Raw genomic sequence first — 20,677 nt, 5'->3', positions numbered from 1 at the left:
CGTCAGCGCATGAAGCCGCGTCGTTGCAAGCTGACGACGCGGCCCAAGGCGACGACCTTGAGCGCGGCCGGATGGTTCTCGTACTCGTCCTGCTGCATGTGCGCCTCGGCCACGATGCGCGCCTTGAAGCGCTGGAACATCGGTAGCTTCTTCGTGAGGCTCTCGGGCAGGTACGCGGGCATCGCCGACGGCGAGCCCGGGGGCACGAGGACGCTGCGGATCCAGGGCTCGCCGAAGACCGTGCGTTTCTGATAGTGCCGCTGCTCGAGCAGCATCCGCTCGGTGTGCGAGTCGAGGTAGCTCGGCGGCAGCATGCGGTTGCCTTGCGCGAAGGCGTCCTTCACCTGCTGCGTGAGCCGCTCGGCGACGCCGCTCGAGGAGGACAGCCACGGCGTCTTCAAGAGCTCGTTCACCGTGTCGACGGTCTCCTTGAGCTTCTTGTCGCCCGCGATGAGCGGCGAGACGGCGGTGACCGTGGCCTTGAGCGTCTCGAGCTCGTCGAAGGGGAAGGTGAGCTCGGCCGAGACGAGCACGAGCGGCGGCGTGAAGGTGCCGTCGTCGGCGACGGCGTCGGCGATGGCCTCCTGGATGCCCTCGGCGTCGGTCGTCACGCCCCGCGTGAGCACGGCGAAGACGTCCTTGCGATCACGGACGTCGGGCGGCTCTTCGGGCGGCGGCTCGTCGTCGAAGTCGAGGTCGCGCGGCTCGGGTTTCTTGTCGAGCAGGAGCTTCCAGTTCGGGTGCTCGCGCATCTTCGGCGCGGCCTTCGGGTCGTACCAGATGAGGTCGACGACGTCGCGCACGGGGCCGCGATGCGTGTACGGGCGCGGTGAGACGGCCGGCGAGGGCGAGGGAGAGCTGTCGCTCGGCGTGGACCACTGGCCCGCGGCGGCGGCCGCATTCGAGGCCGCGGCGGCGCCGACAGTCGCGGCGTTCGCGACGGCGACGGGCGGCGGGGGCGTGGCCTGCGAGGCGCTGGAGAACGCGGCGACGGCGGCCGCACCGGCGAGGCCCGCGGCGGCCATCGCGGTCGCCGTCGGGGTGATCGGGCTCGGCGGGGACAAACTCGCGGCCATGCTGCCGACGGTCGGCGTCGAGATGTTCTCGCCTCCGCCTGGGCGCGCGGACGGGTTTGCCCAGGGGCTGTCGAGCGGCGAGGGGTTCGGCGAGGGAGCGGCCTGCGGGACACGCGCGGGCGGAGGCGGCGGCGGCACGGACGGCTGCGCGGCGGGCGGCGTGAACGGCGTCGCGGGCGGCGGCTGGGACGGCGTGGCGGCGGGCGCGAACGGCGTCGCGTTCGGCACGGCCGGCGAGGGGACGCTCGCAGGCGACTTGCGCGCGGCCGAGAGCCACGGCGGCGCGGCGTCTCCGGGCTGCGGACGATCGGCCGGCGGCTGCTGCGGCATGCTCGCGGCGGGCGCCACGTTTTTCGGCGCGATGAACGGCAGGCCGCCCGCGGGCGCGACGCGGGGCTGCGGCAACGCGTTGTCCGCGCGCGGCGCGCTCATCTGGCTCAGCGCGGAGACCGCAGGCGACGGCGACGGTGGTTTGGCCGGGATGTCGCCCGCCACGTCGGGCCGCAGGAACGGCACGGTCGCCGGTCGATGCGGTTTGGTCGGGGGCGGCGTCGGGCGCGCGGGCGCTTCCGACGGCGTCTCCGGGAGCGCCTCGCTCGCCTGCCCGCTCGCCACGAGCAGACGCTCGACATCGGCCCACGTGAGCCGCTGCCCCGGCTCCTCCATCGCGACCACCACGCGCCCGAGCCCGTGTGGTCTGTCGAGACCGATCTGCCCGCGCCACGTCAGCGTGCATTGCGCCCGGTCCGTGTCGATCCAGAGCGTGTCGCACTTCATCGTGAGGTCCTGCGGGTTTCCGCCCGGCCGGACCACGAAGGCGCGTGGATGCAGCCCCGGCAAGCTCGTCACCATCCGCGGGTGCTGCGGGTGCAGGTTCTCGAGCACGATGCGCTCGTTGTCGCGCAGCTCGTCGAGCTGCTGATCGCGCGGGGCGCAGTCGAAGTACGCGGGATCGATGTCGTCGGGCACCGGCTGCTCGCGGACGATCTGCTGCGAGAACGACGATGCGTGCGCGCCGAGCGCCTCCATCCGGCCCGGCCACGTCGGCGCGATCGGGCCGTACCCGATCGGGGGGATCACGTCCGCGCGGCTCTGCACGAGCAGCCCCGGCGGCTGCAAGTTCGGCACGGGGGAGACGCCGTACGCGTCCGGCTGTGCGTCGGGCCGGATGCCCACGGGGTTCAGCGTGTCTGGACCCCCCGTCGCGCGTTCGTAGCGCAGCGGCACCTTCGTCACGCGGTTCGTCTCGCGCACCGCGCCGTCCGGGCCGAACACGCGCTCGCCGAAGGCCTCGATCGATTTGTCGATCCCGCCGACGACGAGGCGCGTGAGGATCGACCGGGACGCTTCGCCGCGCGGGGCGAACGCGTTGCCCACGAGCACGACGTCGGCGCGCACCTTGAACGGAACGAGATCACTCGGCGAGTACACGCTGCGCGCGGGATCGTCGTTCCAGTGGTTGTCGTCCTCGTTCGGATCGTCCTGGTTCGCGGCGAGGCGCGACTGAACGGGCGCGAGGTCGTACGTGGCCTTGCAGACGACCGTGAGGACCCACCCGCCGCGTCGTGGCTGCCAGAGCAGCGACGCGACCCGGAAGGGACAAACCGTGACGACCTCCATGGCGGAGTGATACTAATCGACCGTCGCGAAAGCGGATACGGGGGTTCTGGCATGACGGCGATGATCTCGACGCGGCCGTGGTTTTTGGCGTGTCTCCTGTCGCTTTTTACGGTCGCGTGTGGGCCGCCGTGGACCGTGGTGGCGAAGGCCGTGCCGAATCCGTTCGTGAACCAGCGAAGCTTCGCCGTGGAGCCCGTGCACTTCGAGGGGGTCCGGATCGGCGAAAAGAGCGAGGCGGAGTACCAGGCGTCGAAGGACGCGGAGCAGCAGTCGAGCTGGGACGAGGACAAGCGGGCGTTCGCCAGCGAATTCGGCCGGGAGCTCACCGAGGAGCTGCCCGAGGTCCAGTTCGTGTCCGTGCCCGCGCCGAGCCCGTTCGTGGTGCGGCCCGTGGTCACCTTCATCGAGCCGGGTTTTTACGCCTACGTCGCGGCGCGGCCCTCGGAGGTGCGGATGACGCTGGAGATCTGGGGCCCAGGGCCGCAACGGCTCGACGTGCTCGAGTTCCGCGCCGTCGTGCCCGCCACGATGACGAACCCTTCGAGCGGTGGGCGTCTACGCAGCGCCGGCGAGGTGCTGGGCGCGCAGGTGGCGGAATACCTGCGGACGCGCGTCTTCCCCTAGTCCCGAGGGGGACGCCTCGCGTCCCCCTCTCGACCGGGCAAAGCCCGGCCGATTCACCCCCCGAGGCGATCTCGCTTCGCGATCTCGCAGAGCGCCGATCGGCGCTCTCCCTAATGCAGCGTGTACCAGTCGCCGTCGTGCTCCACCTTGGGCACCTCGGCCTCCGGCGGGAACGCCTTGCCGATGTCCTCGCGCTCGCGCTCCGCGTCGATGTTGTCGATGCGCTCGATGAGGAGCGGCGCGGGTGCGGGCCGCGGGCGTGGGCGCGGGGGCGAAAGGGGCGCGGGCTCGATCGCGAGGGGCCGCGGCTCGTTGCGGGGCGCGGGCGTCGCTGCCGCGCGGCGACGCTCGACCACGCGCCGCGCGAAGAGGACCAGCACGCCGAGCGTCCAGACGCCGATCCCCGCGAGGAACACGGGCAAAAAGCCGTACCGCCGCGCGAGATCCTGCCGCCACGCGAGCTCGATCTGCGCGAGGGGCGCTTCCTGCGCGGCCGCGAGCGCCTGCTCGAACGGCTCGCCGCTCCGGGCCCGTTCGAGCGCGCCCACGAACGCCGCCCGGTGAGGTTTGTCCGTCAGGAACCGCGCCAGATCCGCGGCCTGCGCATACGCGAGCGACGTCTCCGGCGCGTCGGCCGGCAGGCCTCCTTCGAGCGCCGCGATCCCGTGCAGGCGCCGTTGCAGCGTGGCGAGGAGGAGCGACTGCGCGCGGATCGCCGAGGCCTCGCCGGCCACGTGCGCGGCGAAGCCCTCGTGCAGCCAGAGCGGCGCGGGCTTGTGGTCGAGCGCCTCGTCGAGCGCCACGTGCGCGAGCGCGTGCGGCAGGGCCACGCCGAGATCCGTTGGCTCGAGGGATCGATGCGAGCCGAGGCTCGTCACCACGAGCCCCTGCTTCGAGAAGGCGAGCGCCGGCGCATACCCGGGCACGTCCTCCATCGGGCCGAGCGAGCGCACTTCTTCGGGCACCGCGGCCACGCGAATCTCCACCGCGCCGAGGACCTCGCGGCCGAGCAGCTCGCTCATGGTTTTTCGCGCCCGAAGCACCGCAGGAATCGCGGCGCGCACGCGCTCGTGCGCGGACGGGTGGTAGGCGAACGTGAGGCCTGCTTCCTGGAGCTCCAGGTATCCCGTGGGGCGCGCGGGAACGGCCGCGCGTGGATCGGTCACGACCGGCGCGTCCTGCGGGCGCGGCGCGGCGAACGCGTTCGGGGCGACGAGCCACGACGCGACCGGCACGAGCGCGAGCGCCGAGGACCACACCCTCACGGTGCGACCTGCCCTCTCAGCCGGACCATGCCCGTCGAGTCTTCCGTCACCTTCGACGTGATCAGCACCGCGGCGCCCGCGGCCACGATCGCGCCGACCGGCCCCCAGAACCAGGCCGACTTGTAGAACGGCTTCGGCGTCGGCTCCTCCGGCTTCGCCGGGGCCTTCGTGCTGGTTTGCTTCGGCGCGAGCGGCGCCGGAGCCGCGGCTTGCGGCACGATCACGAGCTTGCGCAACGTCGCCGCGGCGCCCGGCCACGTGTAGCGAATCTCCCCGGCCTCGCTTCGTTCGATCGTCGGCCCGAGCTCGATCGACTCGTAACGCGCCGTTCCCACGCGGAGCACCCGCGCGACCGGGCGATCTCCGGCCATCGACACGGCGACCACGATCTCGGCCTTTTGCTCCGCTCCGAGCGAGGCGAGCAGCCTCCGGCTCGGAGCGTCGTCGTTCGTCGTGAGCGCGCTCCGCACCTCGGCGAGCTCGCGCTCCTTGGCGGGCGCATCCGCCGCGACGGCCTCGCCGGCGAGCACGCGCGCCGCCCGATCATCGAGGCTCGGCCGGAGCGCCTCGTCCCGGTAGATCTCGCGCGCGAGCGGCTTTGCCGCCGCCTCCACGCCGCTCCCGATCGCCACGACGACCGCCCCGCGGCCTGCGGGCGCCGTCGCCGTCGTCGCCCCCGACCCTCGCGCCTCGGGCTCGGCCGCCATGCTGACGCCCGCGGAGCCGAGCCACGTCCCGCACCCGGCGAGGGTAAGGGCGAGCACACGAGAACGCATGTGCGGATTTTACGGAGTACCTATCGCCCCGTCAAAGTGTTTTTCGGTGAGCACGGGGCCCATTCTGCTCACAGCTCGCGCTCGTAGACGCGATATTTCTTGTAAATGCGCCCGCCCATCAGCCGGATACCGGCATTGATGGCCGCGTTGTCTTCCAGCGTCCACGAGAGCTCGCCGCGCTCGAGGCCGAGCAGGTGCGCTGCGCGGTTCATGGCGACGTAGAGGAACGCGGAGAGCCCCGCGTACTTGCGCACGTGCCGGTACTTCTTCTTGATGCCGAGGATGATGAGCCGCGCGCTCTTCGGCCCCTTCACGCGCAGCCGATAAAGGAGCTTCGCCACGTTGAACGGGAAGAGTTTTCCGTCGAAATCGTGGATCACCTCGTTGAGGTTCGGTAGCGCGAGCGCCACCGCGGCCGGCTCGCCGTCGATCGAGACGAGGTAGGTGATCTCGGGGAACAGGATGAGCTTCATGTCGGCCGCCATCTTGGCGAGCTCGCGCTCCGAGAGCGGCACGAAGCCCCAGTTGTCGCTCCACGCATCATTGAAGATGTCCATGAGGACGCGGACCTCTTCGCCGAAACGCTTCGGGTCCAAGTGGCGGGCCGTCACCTCGGGCATCTTGAGGATCTCGTCGTACGCCTTCTGCGCACGCGTCGGCACCGAGCCGACGTCGTACGACCACGCATAGAAATCCTTGAGCTTCTTCAGGCCTGCCTGCTCGATGAGCCCGCCCTGGTAGGGCCGGTGATGGGGCATCATGATCATCGGCGGCGTATCGAAGCCCTCGACGAGGCAGCCGAGCTCCTCGTTGATGTTGAGCGAGATCGGCCCGCGGAGGAGCTTCATCCCCCGCGCGCGGTTCCAGTCCGCGGCCTTTTCGAGCAGGGCCCGCGCGACCTCCGGGTCGTCCATCGTATCGAGGAACCCGAAGAACCCGGCCGCGTCCTTGTGCCGCTCGAGGTGCGTGTGGTCGATCTGGGCCGTGATACGCCCGACACGGCGCCCGTCCCGGTAGGCGACGAACGCTTGCGCGTCGCCGTGATCGAAGAACGGGTTTTTCTTCCGGTCGAGCCGGTCCTCGACCTCCATGTCGAGGGGACGCACCCAGACGGGATCGTCCGCGTAGATGTCCCGCGCGACGTCCAAGAAATCCCGCCGCCGCTTCTTGTCCTTCTCGCCGAGCTCGACGATCTCGATGGCCATTGCCCGCCGTCCGTACCGTTCAGAGGCCGGCGACGCAAGAGGAAACGAGAGCGTACCAACGAAATGGGGCGGACCGCGTACGGACCGCCCCATTTCGTTGCCTCACGCGAGGCGCGTGGCTTCAGTTGATCTGGATGTTCAGGCCCGACGTGCCGTTCTGGCCCTTGCCGCCCACGCCGCCCTCGGGGTTCGTCCCGCCGTTCGCGCCGAGGCCGACCGCGCCCGTCGAGCAGCTATTGCCTTCGTACGTGAACGTGACGCCGCTGGCGCGGGCGAGGCACGCGCTCGGGCCGCCGCCGCCGCCGCCGCCCGGGCCGCCCGCGCTGCCCTTGCCGCCGTTGCCGCCCTTGCCGCCGGCGCCGCTGTCGTCGCTGTTGCCGCCGCCGTTCCCTCCGATGCCGCCCGTCTGTCCGAGCGCGCCATTGCCGCCGAGCCCGCCATTGCCGCCGGCGCCCGTCTGGATCTCGTTCTTGGACACCACGACCTTGCCGGAGGCGGCGAACACGCCGAAGCTGCCGCCGCCGCCCTTGCCGCCCTTGCCGCCGTTGCCGCCCTTGCCGCCGCAGCCGCCGCTCCCGCCGCCGCCGCCCTTGTCCCATTCGCCGAAGCAGAGCCCGTCGCCCTTGCCGCCGCCGCCGCCGCCGCCGCCGCCGCCGCCCTTGGCCGTCTGGGCGTTTGCTCCGTCGGTGCCGTGGGCCGGCACATAGAGACTGGCCATCACGCTGCCGAGTGAATTGCCACCCAGGCCGGCCGCGCCTTGCGAGGAGGGGTCGCCATTCTGACCGGTCCCACCGGTGGGCCCTGCGCCGCCGATGCCGGGCGTGCAGCTGTTCGCCGACGAACCTTGCCCGCCCGGCGCGCCGCCGTTCCCGGGCGAGCCATTCTGCCCCGCGGACGAATTCGCGCCGCCGTCGCCGCCCTTTCCGCCGGGCGCGTCGCAGACCTGCGCCGCGCCGCCGAAGCCGGAGTTGTTGTTCTCCGCTGCCCCGTTCGTCCCATTGATTCCGTTCGGCGCCTGCGACTGCGCGTGCGCCGTTCCGTTCGCCCCGACGTCGCCGCTGTTGGCGTTGCCGATCACCATCTTGTTGTACCGCACATAAAGCTGCCCGACGCCGCCGCCGAGCCGCACGCCGTACGTGCTCTCGCTCGCGCCCTGCGGCGTCGCGGCCTCGATCGAGATTCCCTCGATGTGCGTATCCTTGTCGATTTGCGGCGCGTAAAACACCGTGCCCACGGCCTTCACCGTGGTCGTCACCGCGGACGTCCTCCGGAAACGGAAATCGGCGTTGTTATGATCGAATCCGCCGTAAATGCTGATTCCCGAGACCACGGTCACGGCCTCGTTGTAAATCTCGCCCGAGAGGCAGACCGACGGCACTCCCTTGGCCTGCGCCTGCTGGATCGCCGCGGCGATCGTCTGCATCGGCTCTTGCCGCGTGCCCGCATTCGCGTCGCTGCCCGCGCCCACCGAAACGTAGATGCATTGCTCCGCGACGCCGTCCGTACCGTCGCAGTTGTCGTCCTTGTATTGGTCGTCGATCGGGTCGCTGTCGGCGCTCACCAGCGTGCACTGGTATTCGCAGCCGCACTGCTCGCCGGTGAGCGGGTTTCCGTCGATGTCCCAGGTGCCTGTGGGGCAGCCCATGGAGCATGGATCGACCATCCCCCCGCCCGTCCCGCCGCCGCCGGTCCCGCCGCCTTCGCCGCCTGCGCCGCCCATCCCCCCGGAGCCGCCTGCGCCGGCCTCGCCACCCGCGCCGCCCGAGCCGCTCGACGCGCTCGCGCTCGAGCTCGATCCCGAGCCGCCGCCCGCGCCGCCCGCGCCGGCCTCGCCGCCCGAGCCGCCGGAGCCGCCCGAGTTGCCGGAGCCGCCGGTGCCGCCGGTGATGGTGCCTCCGGACGTCACGGACCCGCCTTCGGCGCAGCCCGTGATTGAAACCGCCCCTACCAACCCGATCAAACCCAGTGTCGTACCAAGATGAAGACGCGCGCGCATGCGTGGATCTTTCGCTCCCGCGCCATCGGTTGGCAAGGAATTTCTTTTCTTTTGACGAACACCGTACAGCCCGAATGTGATCGTCCGACCCGGGTCGTCCGGGCGTGTCGGAATGCGAGCGCGGGCGACGCCCGGCCAGGTTGACGCCTCTCCCCCCGATCGTGCACCATCGAGGCATGAACCGTATCCACGCCGCTTTGCTTCTTCTATCGGCATGCGCCCTCGGCGTAGCCTGTGCGCCCGACTCGAACCTGCCTCCTGGGAGCAATCCCAGCGGCGCCGGCGCTGGCAACGCTGGCGGCGCGGGTGGCATGGGCGGCATGGGCTCGGGCGGGGATATCTTCGTCGGGGGCAACGGCAGCAGTAGCTCGAGCGGCGTCGTGGATCCCGGATGCGGCCTCATCACCGAACAAGGAAAGTCCGTGCCGCTCTCGCTCTACATCGCGTTCGACAAGTCGAGCTCGATGGTGGGAACGAAGTGGAACAGCGGCGAGGCGGGGCTCGCGGCGTTCGTCAACGATCCGACGTCGGCCGGCACCTCGGTCGCGCTCAATTTTTTCCCCCTGCCGGCCGAGTCCACATGTGATCAGATGCTCTACAAGCCGCCCGTCGTGCCCTTCGGCGAGCTGCCGGCGAACGCCGAGCCGATCATTCAGGCCATCGCCGCCGAGGACCCGAACGGCTTCAAGACCCCGATCTACCCCGCGCTCGGCGGCGCCATCCTCGCCTGCGCCGACGCATTGCAGCAAAAGCCGGGCACGGGTTGCGCCGTGCTCCTCGTCACGGACGGCGCGCCCGTCGGGCCCGCGCCCGTGTGCAGCGGCGTCAATCCGGAGGACCCGCAGGTCATCGCGAACCTCGCGGCGACGGGCCTCTCGCAATTCAAGGTCCGCACGTTCGTGATTGGCCTCCAGGGCGTCCCGCAGGACACGGCGAACCTGATCGCGGCCGCGGGCGGCACCGATTCGGCCATCCTCGTCGGCAGCGTGAACGTCCAGGTCGAGTTCCAGAATGCGCTCGCGAAGGCCCGCGGAAAGGCGCTACCTTGCGATTACGAGATTCCGACGAAGGTCTCCGGCGGCGAAGTCGATCCTGGCTTCGTGAACGTGCTCTTCACGCCGTCGAGCGGCGGCGAGCCGGAGACGATCCTCCAGGACAAGGATTGCACGAACGGCCTCGGCTGGTATTACGACAATCCCGTCGTCCCCTCGAAGATCTCGTTTTGCCCGACTACCTGCGACGCCGTCCGCAAGGATTTCGGCGCGAAGGTGCAGATCGCCCTCGGCTGCAAGACCGAGGTGGCCAAGTAAAACCCGAAGCGCGCGCGGCCTCGAAAAACGCTAGCGCTGCGCGCGCTTCGACGCCCAGCGGATTCCCGATTGCAAATCCGCCTTCGTCACGAACGTGCTCATGTCCACGCCGAGCTCCACGAGCGCCTGCGCCACGGCCGGCTGCATGCCCGTGAGCGCCACCTCCGCGCCGAGCAGCCGCACGGCTTGGGCCACGCGCAATAGCCCGTCAGCGACCTCGTTGTCGACCGACGGCACGCCCGTCACGTCGAGAATCACGTGCTCCGCGGCGCGCTCCGTCACGGCCTGGAGCAAGGTCTCGGTGACGAGCGTCGCCCGTTCGGCCGTCAGCGTCCCGACGAGCGGCATGGCGAGCGCGTTTCTCGTGAGCGGGATGATCGGCGCCCCGAGCTGACGTAGTGACTCGCGTTGCGCGTCGATAACCTGCTGCTGCATCGCACAGCGCTCGTCCTGCTCGCGGATCCGTTCCGTGATGTCCTCGGTCACGCCTGCGAGGCGGTAGGGCTTGCCGTTCGCGTCGTGATAGGCGTACCCGGTGCCCCGCACCCAGCGCAGCTCCCCGTCGGGACGGACGACGCGGTGCTCGACGCGATACGAAGGCTCCCTCTCCGTGAACACGCGCGCCACGGCCGCCTGGACGACATGCTGGTCGTCCGGATGCACGCGCGCCATGAAATCGGTCATGTTGCTCCCGAACGTCTCGCGCGTCAGGCCGTAGATCGCGAGGACGGTGTCGGTCCACGTGATGACGTCGCGCGGGATGTCCCAGGTCCACACGCCGATCCCCGCGCTCGACAGCGCGTCGTAAATCCAGGGGGATTGCTTCGCGCGCTCCGCTTCCTCGGCCGCGAGCTGGGCTTCGAGCTCCGCGATGCGTTGTTTGGCTCGGGCGAGCTCGCTCGCGAGCTCGCTCGGGGAGTCGTTTTTCTGGGTCATGTCCCGGACACTGTCCCGCCAAGGGACGAACCGGTCAAGGCCCTGGATTCGGGCTCGGCGCTTCTCCGGAGGGATCGTGCGGCAGGCTTCCGCGGCGGGAACGGAAGTACGAATACGGGGTGTAGCGTAGGAAATTCGACACGCGCGACGTGTAGATATCCGCCGAACGCTCGATCTGCCGCGCCAGGTGGCTCTTGTCGTTGCCCGTGCGCAGGAGCAGGCCCCAGCGCGGGTTTGACACTTCAGCGGCGGCCTTGGCGAGTGGGGCGATTCGATCGTCGAGCCCGGCCAGCGCTACTTTGATGGCGCCAAGCCGCGCGAGGACCTCGTCGCACGACGGCGCGTCCTCGGGCAAACCATACCCTTCCTTGTGCCGCTGTGCAAGGAGCCGGAGCTGGCAGGAGGCGAGTTCGAGCGCCTCTTTTTCCTCCATCAGGGCGCCGAGCCGCGCCTCGTCCACGCGCGACGCGTACGCCGCCCGCACCTCTTCTTCGAGCTCCCACAGGATGAGCGCCGTTCGCCAGCGCAGGACGCTCTTCGACACCCGGACGTCGCCCCAGATGTGGTCGCCCACGTAAAGGATCTCGTCGCCCGAGATCCCGAGAGAACGCTCCACCTGCGTCGCGTCACCGCCGAGGTACGATCCGCCCTCTTTGAGCGGCCCGATCCAGGGCCGGAGCAGCCCGTCCTCGCTCACGACCTCGAAGAGCGGCGATTTCTGCATGAAGAAATCGGGCTTCCGCGCCTGCACGATCACCACGTCGAAGAGATCACGCCACCGCATTCCGTTCGGCAGGAAACGCTCGAATGCATAACGCATCATCGCGTCCGTGTATCCCCACTCCGAGTTCGTGATGAGCAAAAGCTTCTTGCCCGCCCGCTGCTGGTCGAGCAGCGCGAGCGGCGCCTCCGGGTCGAGCACAACGAATCGATCCGGATCCGCGATGATCTCGGCCTTCAGGCGGCCCTCCATGTGCGCCTCGTCGAGGCCGCTCTTCACGAGCCGGTACAGCTGCTCGTAGCCCGTCCCCGGCATCCTTCCGGCGTCCGCGAGGTCGACGAGCTGCGCGTACATGCACGCCTCGGAGAGCGAGAAGAGCGTGTTCAGAAAGACGAACCGTGGCTCGGCGAGGTCGATGATCGTCCGCGCGTATGCCGCGCGCATCGGCTCGAAATCGAGCATCGACGTCCCGTGCATCGCACGTTTTACGTACCCGAAGCGGTTCACCTTGAGCAGGTTGCCGAGCTCGGTGTCGATGATGAGCCCGCGGATCACGAGCTCCGGGTCGAAGCGCAGATCCTCGACCGGATAGCCGCGCGCGAGCAATCGCGTCCGGAGGTGCTCGTACGCCAGGCGCTCCCACTCGCTCACCTGGTAATGGATGAGCGTGTAGTCCATGTCGTAGCCGATCGCCTTGATCGACCGCATGTTCATGGTCCGGTTGCAAAAGATGCCCCGCTCGCGCAGCGGCTTGCCCGGCAGACCGTCGAAATGCGACATTCCTCGAACTCTCCTCGGCCCTGCAATTCGTGTTCAATAGGGCGGTTTCGCCGTCGCGTACGGCTCGGCGAGCCCCGTCTGGAAAAACTCCACGTACTGCGCCTGTCCCTCCGGCGAGAAGATGAGCTCGCCGTGCACGGCGAGCTTCGTCCCCTCGATCCGGTCGAACTGCGACATCACCAGCGTCGAGCCCGTTTCGCCGTTGCCCGAAAGCGGCCCCTCCGCGGCTTCGATTCCGCTCACCGGGCGGATGGCATTCATGAGCGTCATGCCCGACGCGCGTGCGAGCGCTTCGCTGGTCGAGTTCGGGACGATGGTGTCGTTCATGACCACCTGCAAGAGCACGTCGCGCGGCTTTGATTCGGGTGCGCCGGGCAGACGTTCGCCCGACGCGAACCGAGCGTAGTTGATCGGATCGCCCGGGTCTACGATCGCCTGCGTCACGGCGAAGAACCGGGCGAGCGCGCCGTCCGGCGTCTTGGGTGGACGCATCGCGTCGACGAGCAGGCCGAACGTGCCGGAGTCGCGGAGCAGCATCATGAGTCCGTCGCCGCCCACGTTCCAGACGGCTTGCCGGATCTCGGGCGCGAGCGCGAGGATCGTCGGCCCCTGCACGGACCCGAACGAATGGCCGATGTAGAGGATACGCGAGGTATCGAGGTCGGGCTCGCCGTCCGGGGCGCCTGCGGGCAAGAGGTCGAGGGATCCGAGCGTATCGATGAGCCGCACGAGCTCGAGCTGATCCGAGGCCATTTGCCGGAAGTTGTCTCGCGCCTTGCCGATGTCGAAGTCGCCCGTCGCGCTGTCGACGCCGAAGAATCCGAACGCGGCGAGCAGGGCATTCTGGTCCGGCTTTTTCGCGCGCGAGCCGTGCTCGGGCGCGTCGATCCCGAAGACGGCCGCGCCGTTCGGGTGAATCGCCGCGAGCCTCTGGGCCGTGCCCCACGTGCCGTCCTTGTCGCCGCCGAGCCCGTGCCCGTAAATCACCACCGGCCTTTTCCCGCTCACCTCGGCCTTCGAGAACGCCAGGAACACGTCGAGCCCGACCTTTTTGTTGGCGACCGGCGTCCCTCCCTCGAACGACCATTTCCCCGTCTCGCCGCGGTACTCGGGCGCCTCGTACACGCCGCGGAATCGCACGCGCCCACCCGGCTCGGCCGGCGTCTCGACCTCGAACGGCGTGAGCAGCGCGGGCGGCGGCGCTTTTCGCGCGGCGACGCCCATCGCCTCGATTCCAGCGCGCACCGTGGCCGTGGTGAAGGCCGTGGCGAGCACGATGTCGTCGGCGCGGAAAATGCCGCTCGGCTCGACGTCGGCGATCGCCTTGCGCACCTCGTCGCCGTATTCGCCCTCGGCGCCGCCTTCGAGAAGTGCCTGCATGTCCGGCGATCGCCGCACGGGGGCGCCGTCGTCCCCGCGAAGCACGTTCGTCGCGACGAACAGGTACCGCGTCCCGGGCCGGAGCGGCACGGCGGGCTCTGCGACCAAGGTGAAATCGTCCGGGTAAAACCCGTCGTCGGGCTGCGGGAACCAGCGGGGAATCAGCCCCACGGGTGTTCCGTGCTCGGGCGAGTCCGGGTCCACGTCGACGAGGTAGAGCGGCGCGCCGGGTTTTTTGTATTCTTCCGCGTCGAGGATGGGCCCGACGAGCGGCGGCTCCGCGTACGGCGCGAGCACGAGCGAACGCGCGTCGATGGGGCCGCTGAAATTCACCACGACGCCGCCCATCGTGGAGAAGCCGTCCATTTCGTTCAGCAGATCGATCGTGCCCTGGTAGCTCGTGATCAGCGGATCGGCCGCTGTCTCGGGCCCGATGTGCACGCGCCGGCCCGTGGCCGCGGCCGTGTCGGCCGTCGTGTATCGATCGGACGGATAGGGCGAGAGGGCGGTCTCGGCGGCCTTGCCGTAGAGCGCGACGACGCCGGTTTCCGGCGGCACGGGCAGCTCCGCGGGGTCGCTGCAGGCGGCGAGGAGCAGGGCGGCGAGGGGAAGGGGGAAGGCAAGAGCGCGGCGCACGCAGGCAGCATACCGAGAGATGCGCCGCGCCTCTAGATCCTTGATCGCTTCAGGGCATCTTGCAGGCCATGAAGTAATTCGTGATGCCGAACGAGAGCAGGCCCTCGCCGCCCCAGGTGGGGTAAGCCGCCTCGAGCTGCGCCACGGCCTCGTCGGCGGTCGCCGCGGCTTCGAGGATGGGCTTTGCGTCGTTCAGGTACTTCTTGTCCTCGTCGATCACCGTGGCCGTGGCCTTCTCGCCGTGGCCCGGATAGAACGTCGTGAAGCCCTTCGTGGCGAGGGCGTCGAGGTTCTTGATCCAGCCGTCGAAGTTGCACTCGGCGAGCCAGAGGTGCTCCTTGTTGTAGATGAGATCGCCCGCGAAAAAGGCCTTCTGCTCGTTCAGCGCGAGCCCCGCGGCTTCCACGCTCTCGCCCGCGTCGCCGATCTCGACGACGTCGAGCGTATGCCCGTCGACGGTGATCGTGGTCTCCGCGAGCGCGGTGAACGTCACGACCTTGTCGGGCACCTGGCCGGGGAAGTTCTGCTGGGCGAACGCGAGCGTGCCGTCCTTTTTCGCGTCGTAATCGGCGAGGACCGCGGCCGTCGTCACGAACTTCGCGTCCGGGAACGCGGAGCGAATGACCTCCATCCCGAGGTAATGGTCGGGGTGGGCGTGCGTGAGGAAGACGGCCTTGAGCTTCTTGTTCGTGCCCTTGACGAGCTCGACGACCTTCTCTGCCTCCGCGGTGAAGAACTGACCATCGACGAGGACGACCTCGGTCGGGCCCACGATGAGGTGCGAATCGACGCCGAATCCATCGGGCGAGATGTGCGTCTGCACCTCGATCTCCGAGCCGCCGCCGGCGCCGCCGCTGCCGCCGGCGCCGCCGCTGCCGCCCGAGCCCGACGAAGAGGAAGACGTCGAATTGTTGTTATTGTTCGTATCGTCGCCGCAAGCCACGACCGCGAGCGCCGCGCCGAGGCCGAGCGCGAGCCAAAGACCCTGCTTCATGGTGAATTCGCTCCTTGCGAAGGATGAAAGCAACGCGAAGCTAAGGGGTGGGCGCACGACTGTCAAACGCGGAATGTATTGGCGTGAGCGATGTCACCCATGCAGGAGGTGAATATGGAAAGCCGGGCTCGCCACCGCCGCCGCACAGGGGGCCAAGACCGATCGCTCGAAGCGCGCCGGAGCTGCTTTGCGCGGTTGCAGGCCTGTCCAGGCGCTGCGATTGCTTTTTCGATACTTCCCCGAGGGGAGCCGCCGCTGGCAGTTGACGTGTGCGCTGGTTCGAATGACGCTTCCATCGGCGCAGGGTCTCTGCCCTGTCGTTGTGCGCTCGACAGCGGCCCGCGCCAGGTTGGAGGTGGGCCATGAGATGGTGCTCGTCTGTTTCCCGCTCGTCGCGACTCCTGTTGACGCTCCTTCCGCTGAGCGTGCTGCTCGTATCTGGCTATTGCCTTGCGGCGCGGCCGGAGGATTACACTCCTTCGATCGTCTTCGCGCTGCGGCATTCGGTAACGCAAGTGAATATTTTCGGCGGACCCAAAGAGAACGTGTCGTCCCTCTTTGGGGGCGATCGAGGTGCGCGCTCGGGAGAAGGATATTCCTGGTATTCTTTCAGGGACAGGCCGAGCGACCAGCCTAGCGGTTTCAAACTGCCTCCGGGTGTCGTCTTCGGACTCACGCACTCGGCGCACATGAATCCCAGCGCAGTCACTGTGTTCGGCAAAAATCCGTACAGGGACCGCGAGGCGCCTGCAGGGTTCACCAGGGAGTTCGGCGGCGATCTGGAGGCGCCGGCAGGTCAGGGGTACTACTGGTACGAGTCGACCGGGAAGGACTTCTCCGACTGGAGCAATCTCCAAAAGCTCCTGCCTCGGTGGACCGTCGTGGGGCTCAAGCATACTCAAAATCAACCATGGAAGAAGCTCACCTGGGACAACAAGACGTACGACCCCGCGATGCTGAGCGAGGCGCCACCTCTTGGGTTCTCACGTCAATGCGGCGGAGATCTCGGCGCGTCCGGCGGCCATGGGTTCTGCTGGTACGAAAAGATGACCGGAGTGGATTTCGTCTCCGAGCGCTCCTGTGGTAGCCTCGGACAAGGGCCGTGCTTGGAGGCAGGTCCCGTCACGTGCAGATGGGGCCATTGCCGTCAGGATCATACCCTGACCTGCAAACCCGGGCTGGACCTGTACAACAAGAGCACGTGTGTCCCCAGGTGGATCGACGTCCTGGACGTCTGGGGAGAGGGGCGCATTGTTACGAGTGGCCTCGTGACGGGCTTCGACGAGGCTTACAACATCAACTGGTTCAACAAGACAATTTCCAATGGCCCCGCCCGGGGCGAGAACATCCCGCGGCTGCTGCCCATCGAGGACTATGACCGGCCGCGCTTTCTAGTGTTCAATGACAGCGTGAAATACATCACTGTGATGGGGGCCCCCATTACGGCCGCTACTGCCGAGGAAATGTATCGCGTCATCGACAAGTCGCGAGGGATGGTCATCCTGTATGATCCCTGTCCCGTAGCCAGGAAGAACTTCGAGGACCATATGGGCCGCATGCGCCGGAAGAACGTGGATATCAGCGAGTTGTCTCCGTTCAACCAGATCAGGATCGACGGCGATGTCTACGTCTATGACTTTTCCGGGCATGAAGACCTGTGAGCCCGGAGTCGCACTCGTCAACCACGCCGAATCCGTCGGGCGGGATGTGCGCCTGAGCGATGCGAGATGGATGTTTCGGGGCCGGGTTGCTCTTCGGCGAATGCGTCAGCCGTTCGTGGGGTCGCCACCGCCCGGCGGCGGCTCCTCGGCTGCGCCCTCGCTCCTCGCCTTTCGGGCCGCACGCCCGGCCGTGACGAGCGACGGATACGGCGCCGCGCCGCCTTCCTTCCGTCGGATCCACGCGGCCGTGGTCGTCACCTCTCCATAAAGGCCGAGGAGCAGCGCAAAGGCGCGCTGGACCCGCTCGGCCCAGAGCGCTTGCTCCGTGCTGCGGGAGGCCGAAAGCTCCTCCAGGATCCGGTGGGACAGCTCGTCCGCGCGCGCGGCGTCGTCGGCGGTGTAGTGGACCTTGTCGTTTTCGAGCTGCTTCTTTTCGGCGCGGTAGATCCTGGCGAGCCGGGCGAGGTCCTGGGCGAGGTCGCGGTATCCCGTGCCGACGCGAATATCGGCGATCTCGCGGCCGGTGGGCGTGGCAGGGTCGAAATGGTAATCGCCGACCTTGAGCATACGCGTCTTGAGCGTGGTGGCGTCGTCCACGAGCGCGACGGGGAGCTTGGCCTCGGTGCCCTGGGCATGGGCGGAGAGGAGCGAGGTGGCCGCATACCAGGCCGCGAGGGCAGCGGCTTCGAGGTCGTCCAAGGCGGCGATGTCGAAGAGCTCCTTGGGCAGGAGCTCGAATCGGGCGCGCGCCTCCGGCGCGGTGAGCTCGCGGGCAATGCCGAGCGCGACGATGGCCGCGGCGTCGACGCTGGTATTCGGTGATTGGAGGCTGTCTCTGGGGATCTGTTCGAAGCGTGGGAGGAGTTTTTCGAATGCGGCCTTGGCGGCGTCGTGGTCGACCGGGGGTTTCTTCTTTTGGGGAGGGCTCATGGGCGGGACGCTACCATGAGGACGGGCGGATGGTAAACGGGGCAAGAAAGCGACCCCACGTGGCGAGCCCACGCCCCTCTTGTGGGCTGGTGACAAGTCTGTACACTGCCAAACATGAGCTCGACGGCAACGGGGCTTACGGCATCCTTGGGGCTCGCCCTCGGCTTGGGCTTTGTCTTCACGCCGCTCGGCTGTGGGAGCAGCCCCATGGGAAACCCGCGGCCCAGCTTTCACGGTTCGCACGATGGCCCGTCGGTCCCTGCTGCGACTGTCGCACAGCTCGAGGACTGCGCCGAGCATGGCGCAGCTCGCCTGAGGGACACGCACTACGCCATTATGTTCGACGTCGACGTGACGGCGGACGGTCAGGTCGACAAGGCCACGGTCCGGGAGTCGATGATCGGCGATCGGGAGATCGTGTCGTGCATGGAGGATGCGCTCCACGGCATGTCGTTGCCTGGGGTCGTCGCCTCCCTGCGTTCCTCGGGGCCGGTCTACGGCGACAGCGTCTCCCCGGAGGGACGGGCTCCCATGGGCCACCCCGCGGCCGCGGCCGCGGCGGCCGGCGCCGCCGTGAACCTGATCCCGATCGTGCTCATCGCCGGGGGGGTGACCATCCTCGTGGCCGTCACGGCGCATGTCGCGGAGGAGGTGGTCGAGGAGGTGGGCGAGGCGATCGAGGCGGCCCGTCGGCGGCGTGCGGTGGAGCAGATGTGTGCAACCGAACTTGAGAGGTGCCTGTCATACCGGCCGCAACCGGACTGGAATCAGGAGGATTTTGCTAGTCATAAGCACTGCAATTTTTGTTATTCGGAGTGCAAGAAGAAGGGGGAGTGGCCCGACTACAAGTGTCCGCGTCCTGGGTATCGCCCGAATTGAGTCCCATGCAGTATTCGGAGTGAGGCGTCATGCAATCTTCCCACGAAAATTGTCAGCTTTGCTGGTCCTGCCGAAAGCGGGAGGCGACACATTCGTACGCGGATGCAGGACGCATGCTCCGCGTGTGTGCTACCTGCTTCGACCGGCTGGAGGTGCAAGAGGCATTTGAATACAAATGCCTCGACATCAATAAATTCATGAACGACGAGCGATACGACGAAGCGCTCGCATGCCTGGATGCGTTCGAGCAAGAAAACCGTCATCGTGATCACGATGGTTGGCTGGCCCGAAGCGTCGCGTCGGAGCGCGAGTTCATCCTCTACGAAGCGGGCAGGTACGAGGAAGCGCTGCAAGCCTGCGAAGCCGTGGCGCGATTGGGGTTCGAGAACGTCACGGATCGATGGTCCAACGGCAGCGCAAAGGCGCTCAACTTGCAAGCGCTCGGAAGGCATCGGGAAGCCCTGGAGACCTTCGAGGAGGCATTCAGCCATCAGGATCCGAGATACGCATCGGCCATTCCATATTACTTGCCCACGCTGGTCGAGCTTTCGGAGAACGTGGGGCAGCCGGTCGATGAGAAATGGCGGCGCGTCGCAGAGGCGGGGGCGGAGGACTTTGCCGTCGAGATGCCCGTCCGGGACTCGCTCGGAGAAAGCATGCGCGCGCTCGCGGAAATGACCCGAGGGATGCCGTCGAAGAGGGAGAGGGAGTGGAAAGCAACCCACGGCGGCGGAGCTGGCACGGACGCAACGTGAGTCGACCGCCCGGAGGCTCCCGCGAGCCCGCGGCGGTCGTCGTGCGACCTCCGGACGGCTCGGCCGAGCCGCGGAGCGGTCGGTAGGCGACCCCCATTGAGATGAAGCCAACCTTCGGAGGTCGGGAGGTGACCGCCGAGAGGCTCGCGGGAGCCGGGAGGAGGTCGGTGGGTGACCCCATTTGAGATGAAGCCAACCTTCGGAGGTCGGTAGGTGACCGACGGGAGGCTCGCGGGAGCCCGCGCCGCTCTGGTCGCATGGGTGCAAGGCGCGTATGCTGTCAAACGGGGGACTTGATGACAACGAAGCTTGCGGCATCCTTGGCGCTCGCTCTCGGCCTGGGCCTCGTCTTCACGCAAGTCGGCTGTGGGAGCGGCCCCATGGGGAACCCGCGGCCCAGCCTTCACGCCTCGGCCGACGGCCCGTCGGTCCCTGCGGCGACCGTCGCGCAGCTCAGGGACTGCGCTGAGCATGGCGCCGCTCGCCTGACGGATACGCACTACGCCATCGTGTTCGATGTCGACGTGACGGCGGACGGTCAGGTGGACAAGGCCAAGATCCGGGAGTCGTTGATCAACGACCGGGAGATCATCTCGTGCATGGTGGATGCGCTCCATGGCATGTCGTTGCCCGGGGTCATCGCGACGCTGCGACCCTCGGGGCCGATCTCCGGCGGGAGGGTATCCCCGGAGGGACGCGATCCCATGGGGCACCCTGCGGCCGTGGTGGCCGGCGCCGTCGTGAACCTGGTCCCGATCGTGCTTGTCGCCGGCGGGGTCACCATCCCCGTGGCCGTCACCGTGCACGTCGTGAGCGAGATTCCCACGTCTACACGGGATACAACCGACGAGGAGCGCGAGAAGAAGCGCTGCAAGAAGGTAAAGCAAGAATGCATCGAATATTGCAGCGACACCACGCTGCCCACACCCGACTTTGGATGGAAGTTCCAGAAGTGCAAAAATGATTGTCTCGAAAGGCAAGGTTGCCCTCGGGATTCTTGATCTCAGACAGGAGCCAAAGGCATGGACCGAGATACGGCCAAGCAGATCATTGCCCGAATGGAGACCTGTATCGCCTTGCTAAGCGAAGTGGTTCAGATCGCGCATACGAATTGCGGCAAACAAGAAGACAGG

The 20,677-nt window shown here is 68.0% G+C and carries 16 protein-coding genes; 6 read left to right on the top strand and 10 right to left on the bottom strand.

The genetic code is table 11. The annotated features are described in order from the left end of the window. Window positions 1-2: 2 nt before the first annotated feature. Window positions 3-2,696 (bottom strand): DUF2169 family type VI secretion system accessory protein, encoded by a 2,694-nt coding sequence (locus KEG38_RS39180; RefSeq protein WP_272425563.1) that lies wholly within the window; start codon window positions 2,694-2,696, stop codon window positions 3-5. 51 nt (window positions 2,697-2,747) lie between these two features. Between KEG38_RS39180 and KEG38_RS39175 the strand changes: the two genes are divergently transcribed. After that, complete coding sequence (locus tag KEG38_RS39175; RefSeq protein ID WP_272425562.1) at window positions 2,748-3,320, top strand: hypothetical protein; 573 nt, start codon at window positions 2,748-2,750, stop codon at window positions 3,318-3,320. Window positions 3,321-3,430: 110 nt separating this feature from the next. On the opposite strand, the gene KEG38_RS39170 is transcribed toward KEG38_RS39175, so the two are convergent. The 4 genes from KEG38_RS39170 to KEG38_RS39155 all read right to left on the bottom strand — a co-directional run bounded on the left by KEG38_RS39170 (window position 3,431) and on the right by KEG38_RS39155 (window position 8,472). Next, entirely contained in the window at window positions 3,431-4,585 is a 1,155-nt protein-coding gene (locus tag KEG38_RS39170; protein WP_272425561.1) for a peptidase MA family metallohydrolase, read from the bottom strand. Continuing rightward, window positions 4,582-5,361: a hypothetical protein gene (locus KEG38_RS39165; protein ID WP_272425560.1), complete on the bottom strand. Its 780-nt coding sequence runs from the start codon at window positions 5,359-5,361 to the stop codon at window positions 4,582-4,584. The genes KEG38_RS39170 and KEG38_RS39165 overlap by 4 nt, the downstream gene beginning before the upstream one ends. A gap of 68 nt (window positions 5,362-5,429) precedes the next feature. Continuing rightward, a complete protein-coding gene (locus KEG38_RS39160) occupies window positions 5,430-6,566 on the bottom strand; it encodes a hypothetical protein (RefSeq protein ID WP_272425559.1) in 1,137 nt (378 codons plus the stop codon). Between the two features lie 121 nt (window positions 6,567-6,687). Further along, window positions 6,688-8,472 carry a PE-PGRS family protein gene (locus KEG38_RS39155; protein ID WP_272425558.1) on the bottom strand — a complete coding sequence of 595 codons (1,785 nt, stop codon included), beginning with the start codon at window positions 8,470-8,472 and terminating at the stop codon, window positions 6,688-6,690. Between the two features lie 266 nt (window positions 8,473-8,738). Between KEG38_RS39155 and KEG38_RS39150 the strand changes: the two genes are divergently transcribed. Further along, a complete protein-coding gene (locus KEG38_RS39150) occupies window positions 8,739-9,872 on the top strand; it encodes a vWA domain-containing protein (protein WP_272425557.1) in 1,134 nt (377 codons plus the stop codon). Window positions 9,873-9,902: 30 nt separating this feature from the next. On the opposite strand, the gene KEG38_RS39145 is transcribed toward KEG38_RS39150, so the two are convergent. Genes KEG38_RS39145 through KEG38_RS39130 form a run of 4 tightly spaced genes read right to left on the bottom strand, consistent with a single transcriptional unit; the run spans window position 9,903 to window position 15,319 of the window. Next, on the bottom strand, window positions 9,903-10,808 hold the full coding sequence (locus KEG38_RS39145; protein ID WP_272425556.1) for a PAS domain-containing protein: 906 nt from the start codon (window positions 10,806-10,808) through the stop codon (window positions 9,903-9,905). Window positions 10,809-10,842: 34 nt separating this feature from the next. After that, window positions 10,843-12,309 (bottom strand): HAD-IG family 5'-nucleotidase, encoded by a 1,467-nt coding sequence (locus KEG38_RS39140; protein WP_272425555.1) that lies wholly within the window; start codon window positions 12,307-12,309, stop codon window positions 10,843-10,845. 33 nt (window positions 12,310-12,342) lie between these two features. Beyond that, window positions 12,343-14,325 carry an alpha/beta hydrolase family protein gene (locus KEG38_RS39135; RefSeq protein ID WP_272425554.1) on the bottom strand — a complete coding sequence of 661 codons (1,983 nt, stop codon included), beginning with the start codon at window positions 14,323-14,325 and terminating at the stop codon, window positions 12,343-12,345. A gap of 49 nt (window positions 14,326-14,374) precedes the next feature. Further along, window positions 14,375-15,319 (bottom strand): MBL fold metallo-hydrolase, encoded by a 945-nt coding sequence (locus KEG38_RS39130; RefSeq protein ID WP_272425553.1) that lies wholly within the window; start codon window positions 15,317-15,319, stop codon window positions 14,375-14,377. Between the two features lie 425 nt (window positions 15,320-15,744). Here KEG38_RS39130 and KEG38_RS39125 point away from each other — a divergent pair, with 425 nt between their 5' ends. Beyond that, window positions 15,745-16,980: a hypothetical protein gene (locus KEG38_RS39125; protein ID WP_272425552.1), complete on the top strand. Its 1,236-nt coding sequence runs from the start codon at window positions 15,745-15,747 to the stop codon at window positions 16,978-16,980. A gap of 105 nt (window positions 16,981-17,085) precedes the next feature. On the opposite strand, the gene KEG38_RS39120 is transcribed toward KEG38_RS39125, so the two are convergent. Beyond that, window positions 17,086-17,910, bottom strand: coding sequence for a hypothetical protein (locus KEG38_RS39120; protein ID WP_272425551.1), 825 nt, complete (start codon window positions 17,908-17,910; stop codon window positions 17,086-17,088). A gap of 207 nt (window positions 17,911-18,117) precedes the next feature. Between KEG38_RS39120 and KEG38_RS39115 the strand changes: the two genes are divergently transcribed. From KEG38_RS39115 to KEG38_RS39105, 3 genes are all read left to right on the top strand, one after another. Continuing rightward, entirely contained in the window at window positions 18,118-18,789 is a 672-nt protein-coding gene (locus tag KEG38_RS39115; protein ID WP_272425550.1) for a hypothetical protein, read from the top strand. Between the two features lie 113 nt (window positions 18,790-18,902). After that, window positions 18,903-19,544 carry a hypothetical protein gene (locus tag KEG38_RS39110; RefSeq protein ID WP_272425549.1) on the top strand — a complete coding sequence of 214 codons (642 nt, stop codon included), beginning with the start codon at window positions 18,903-18,905 and terminating at the stop codon, window positions 19,542-19,544. A gap of 296 nt (window positions 19,545-19,840) precedes the next feature. Further along, window positions 19,841-20,545, top strand: a complete 705-nt coding sequence (locus KEG38_RS39105) for a hypothetical protein (protein ID WP_272425548.1) — start codon at window positions 19,841-19,843, stop codon at window positions 20,543-20,545. The last annotated feature ends 132 nt before the right edge of the window (window positions 20,546-20,677 follow it).

The sequence above is a fragment of the Polyangium jinanense genome (genome assembly GCF_028435265.1).
GTDB classification, from domain to species: Bacteria; Myxococcota_A; Polyangia; order Polyangiales; family Polyangiaceae; genus Polyangium; species Polyangium jinanense.
This window is presented reverse-complemented; position numbering and strand designations above follow the sequence as displayed.

Coding starts and splice junctions, on each gene's coding strand:
- KEG38_RS39130 (WP_272425553.1), bottom strand. CDS start 15,319: ATGAAGCAGGGTCTTTGGCTCGCGCTCGGCCTCGGCGCGGCGCTCGCG.
- KEG38_RS39140 (WP_272425555.1), bottom strand. CDS start 12,309: ATGTCGCATTTCGACGGTCTGCCGGGCAAGCCGCTGCGCGAGCGGGGC.
- KEG38_RS39165 (WP_272425560.1), bottom strand. CDS start 5,361: ATGCGTTCTCGTGTGCTCGCCCTTACCCTCGCCGGGTGCGGGACGTGG.
- KEG38_RS39120 (WP_272425551.1), bottom strand. CDS start 17,910: ATGAGCCCTCCCCAAAAGAAGAAACCCCCGGTCGACCACGACGCCGCC.
- KEG38_RS39115 (WP_272425550.1), top strand. CDS start 18,118: ATGGGAAACCCGCGGCCCAGCTTTCACGGTTCGCACGATGGCCCGTCG.
- KEG38_RS39110 (WP_272425549.1), top strand. CDS start 18,903: ATGCTCCGCGTGTGTGCTACCTGCTTCGACCGGCTGGAGGTGCAAGAG.
- KEG38_RS39145 (WP_272425556.1), bottom strand. CDS start 10,808: ATGACCCAGAAAAACGACTCCCCGAGCGAGCTCGCGAGCGAGCTCGCC.
- KEG38_RS39180 (WP_272425563.1), bottom strand. CDS start 2,696: ATGGAGGTCGTCACGGTTTGTCCCTTCCGGGTCGCGTCGCTGCTCTGG.
- KEG38_RS39160 (WP_272425559.1), bottom strand. CDS start 6,566: ATGGCCATCGAGATCGTCGAGCTCGGCGAGAAGGACAAGAAGCGGCGG.
- KEG38_RS39150 (WP_272425557.1), top strand. CDS start 8,739: ATGAACCGTATCCACGCCGCTTTGCTTCTTCTATCGGCATGCGCCCTC.
- KEG38_RS39175 (WP_272425562.1), top strand. CDS start 2,748: ATGACGGCGATGATCTCGACGCGGCCGTGGTTTTTGGCGTGTCTCCTG.
- KEG38_RS39105 (WP_272425548.1), top strand. CDS start 19,841: ATGACAACGAAGCTTGCGGCATCCTTGGCGCTCGCTCTCGGCCTGGGC.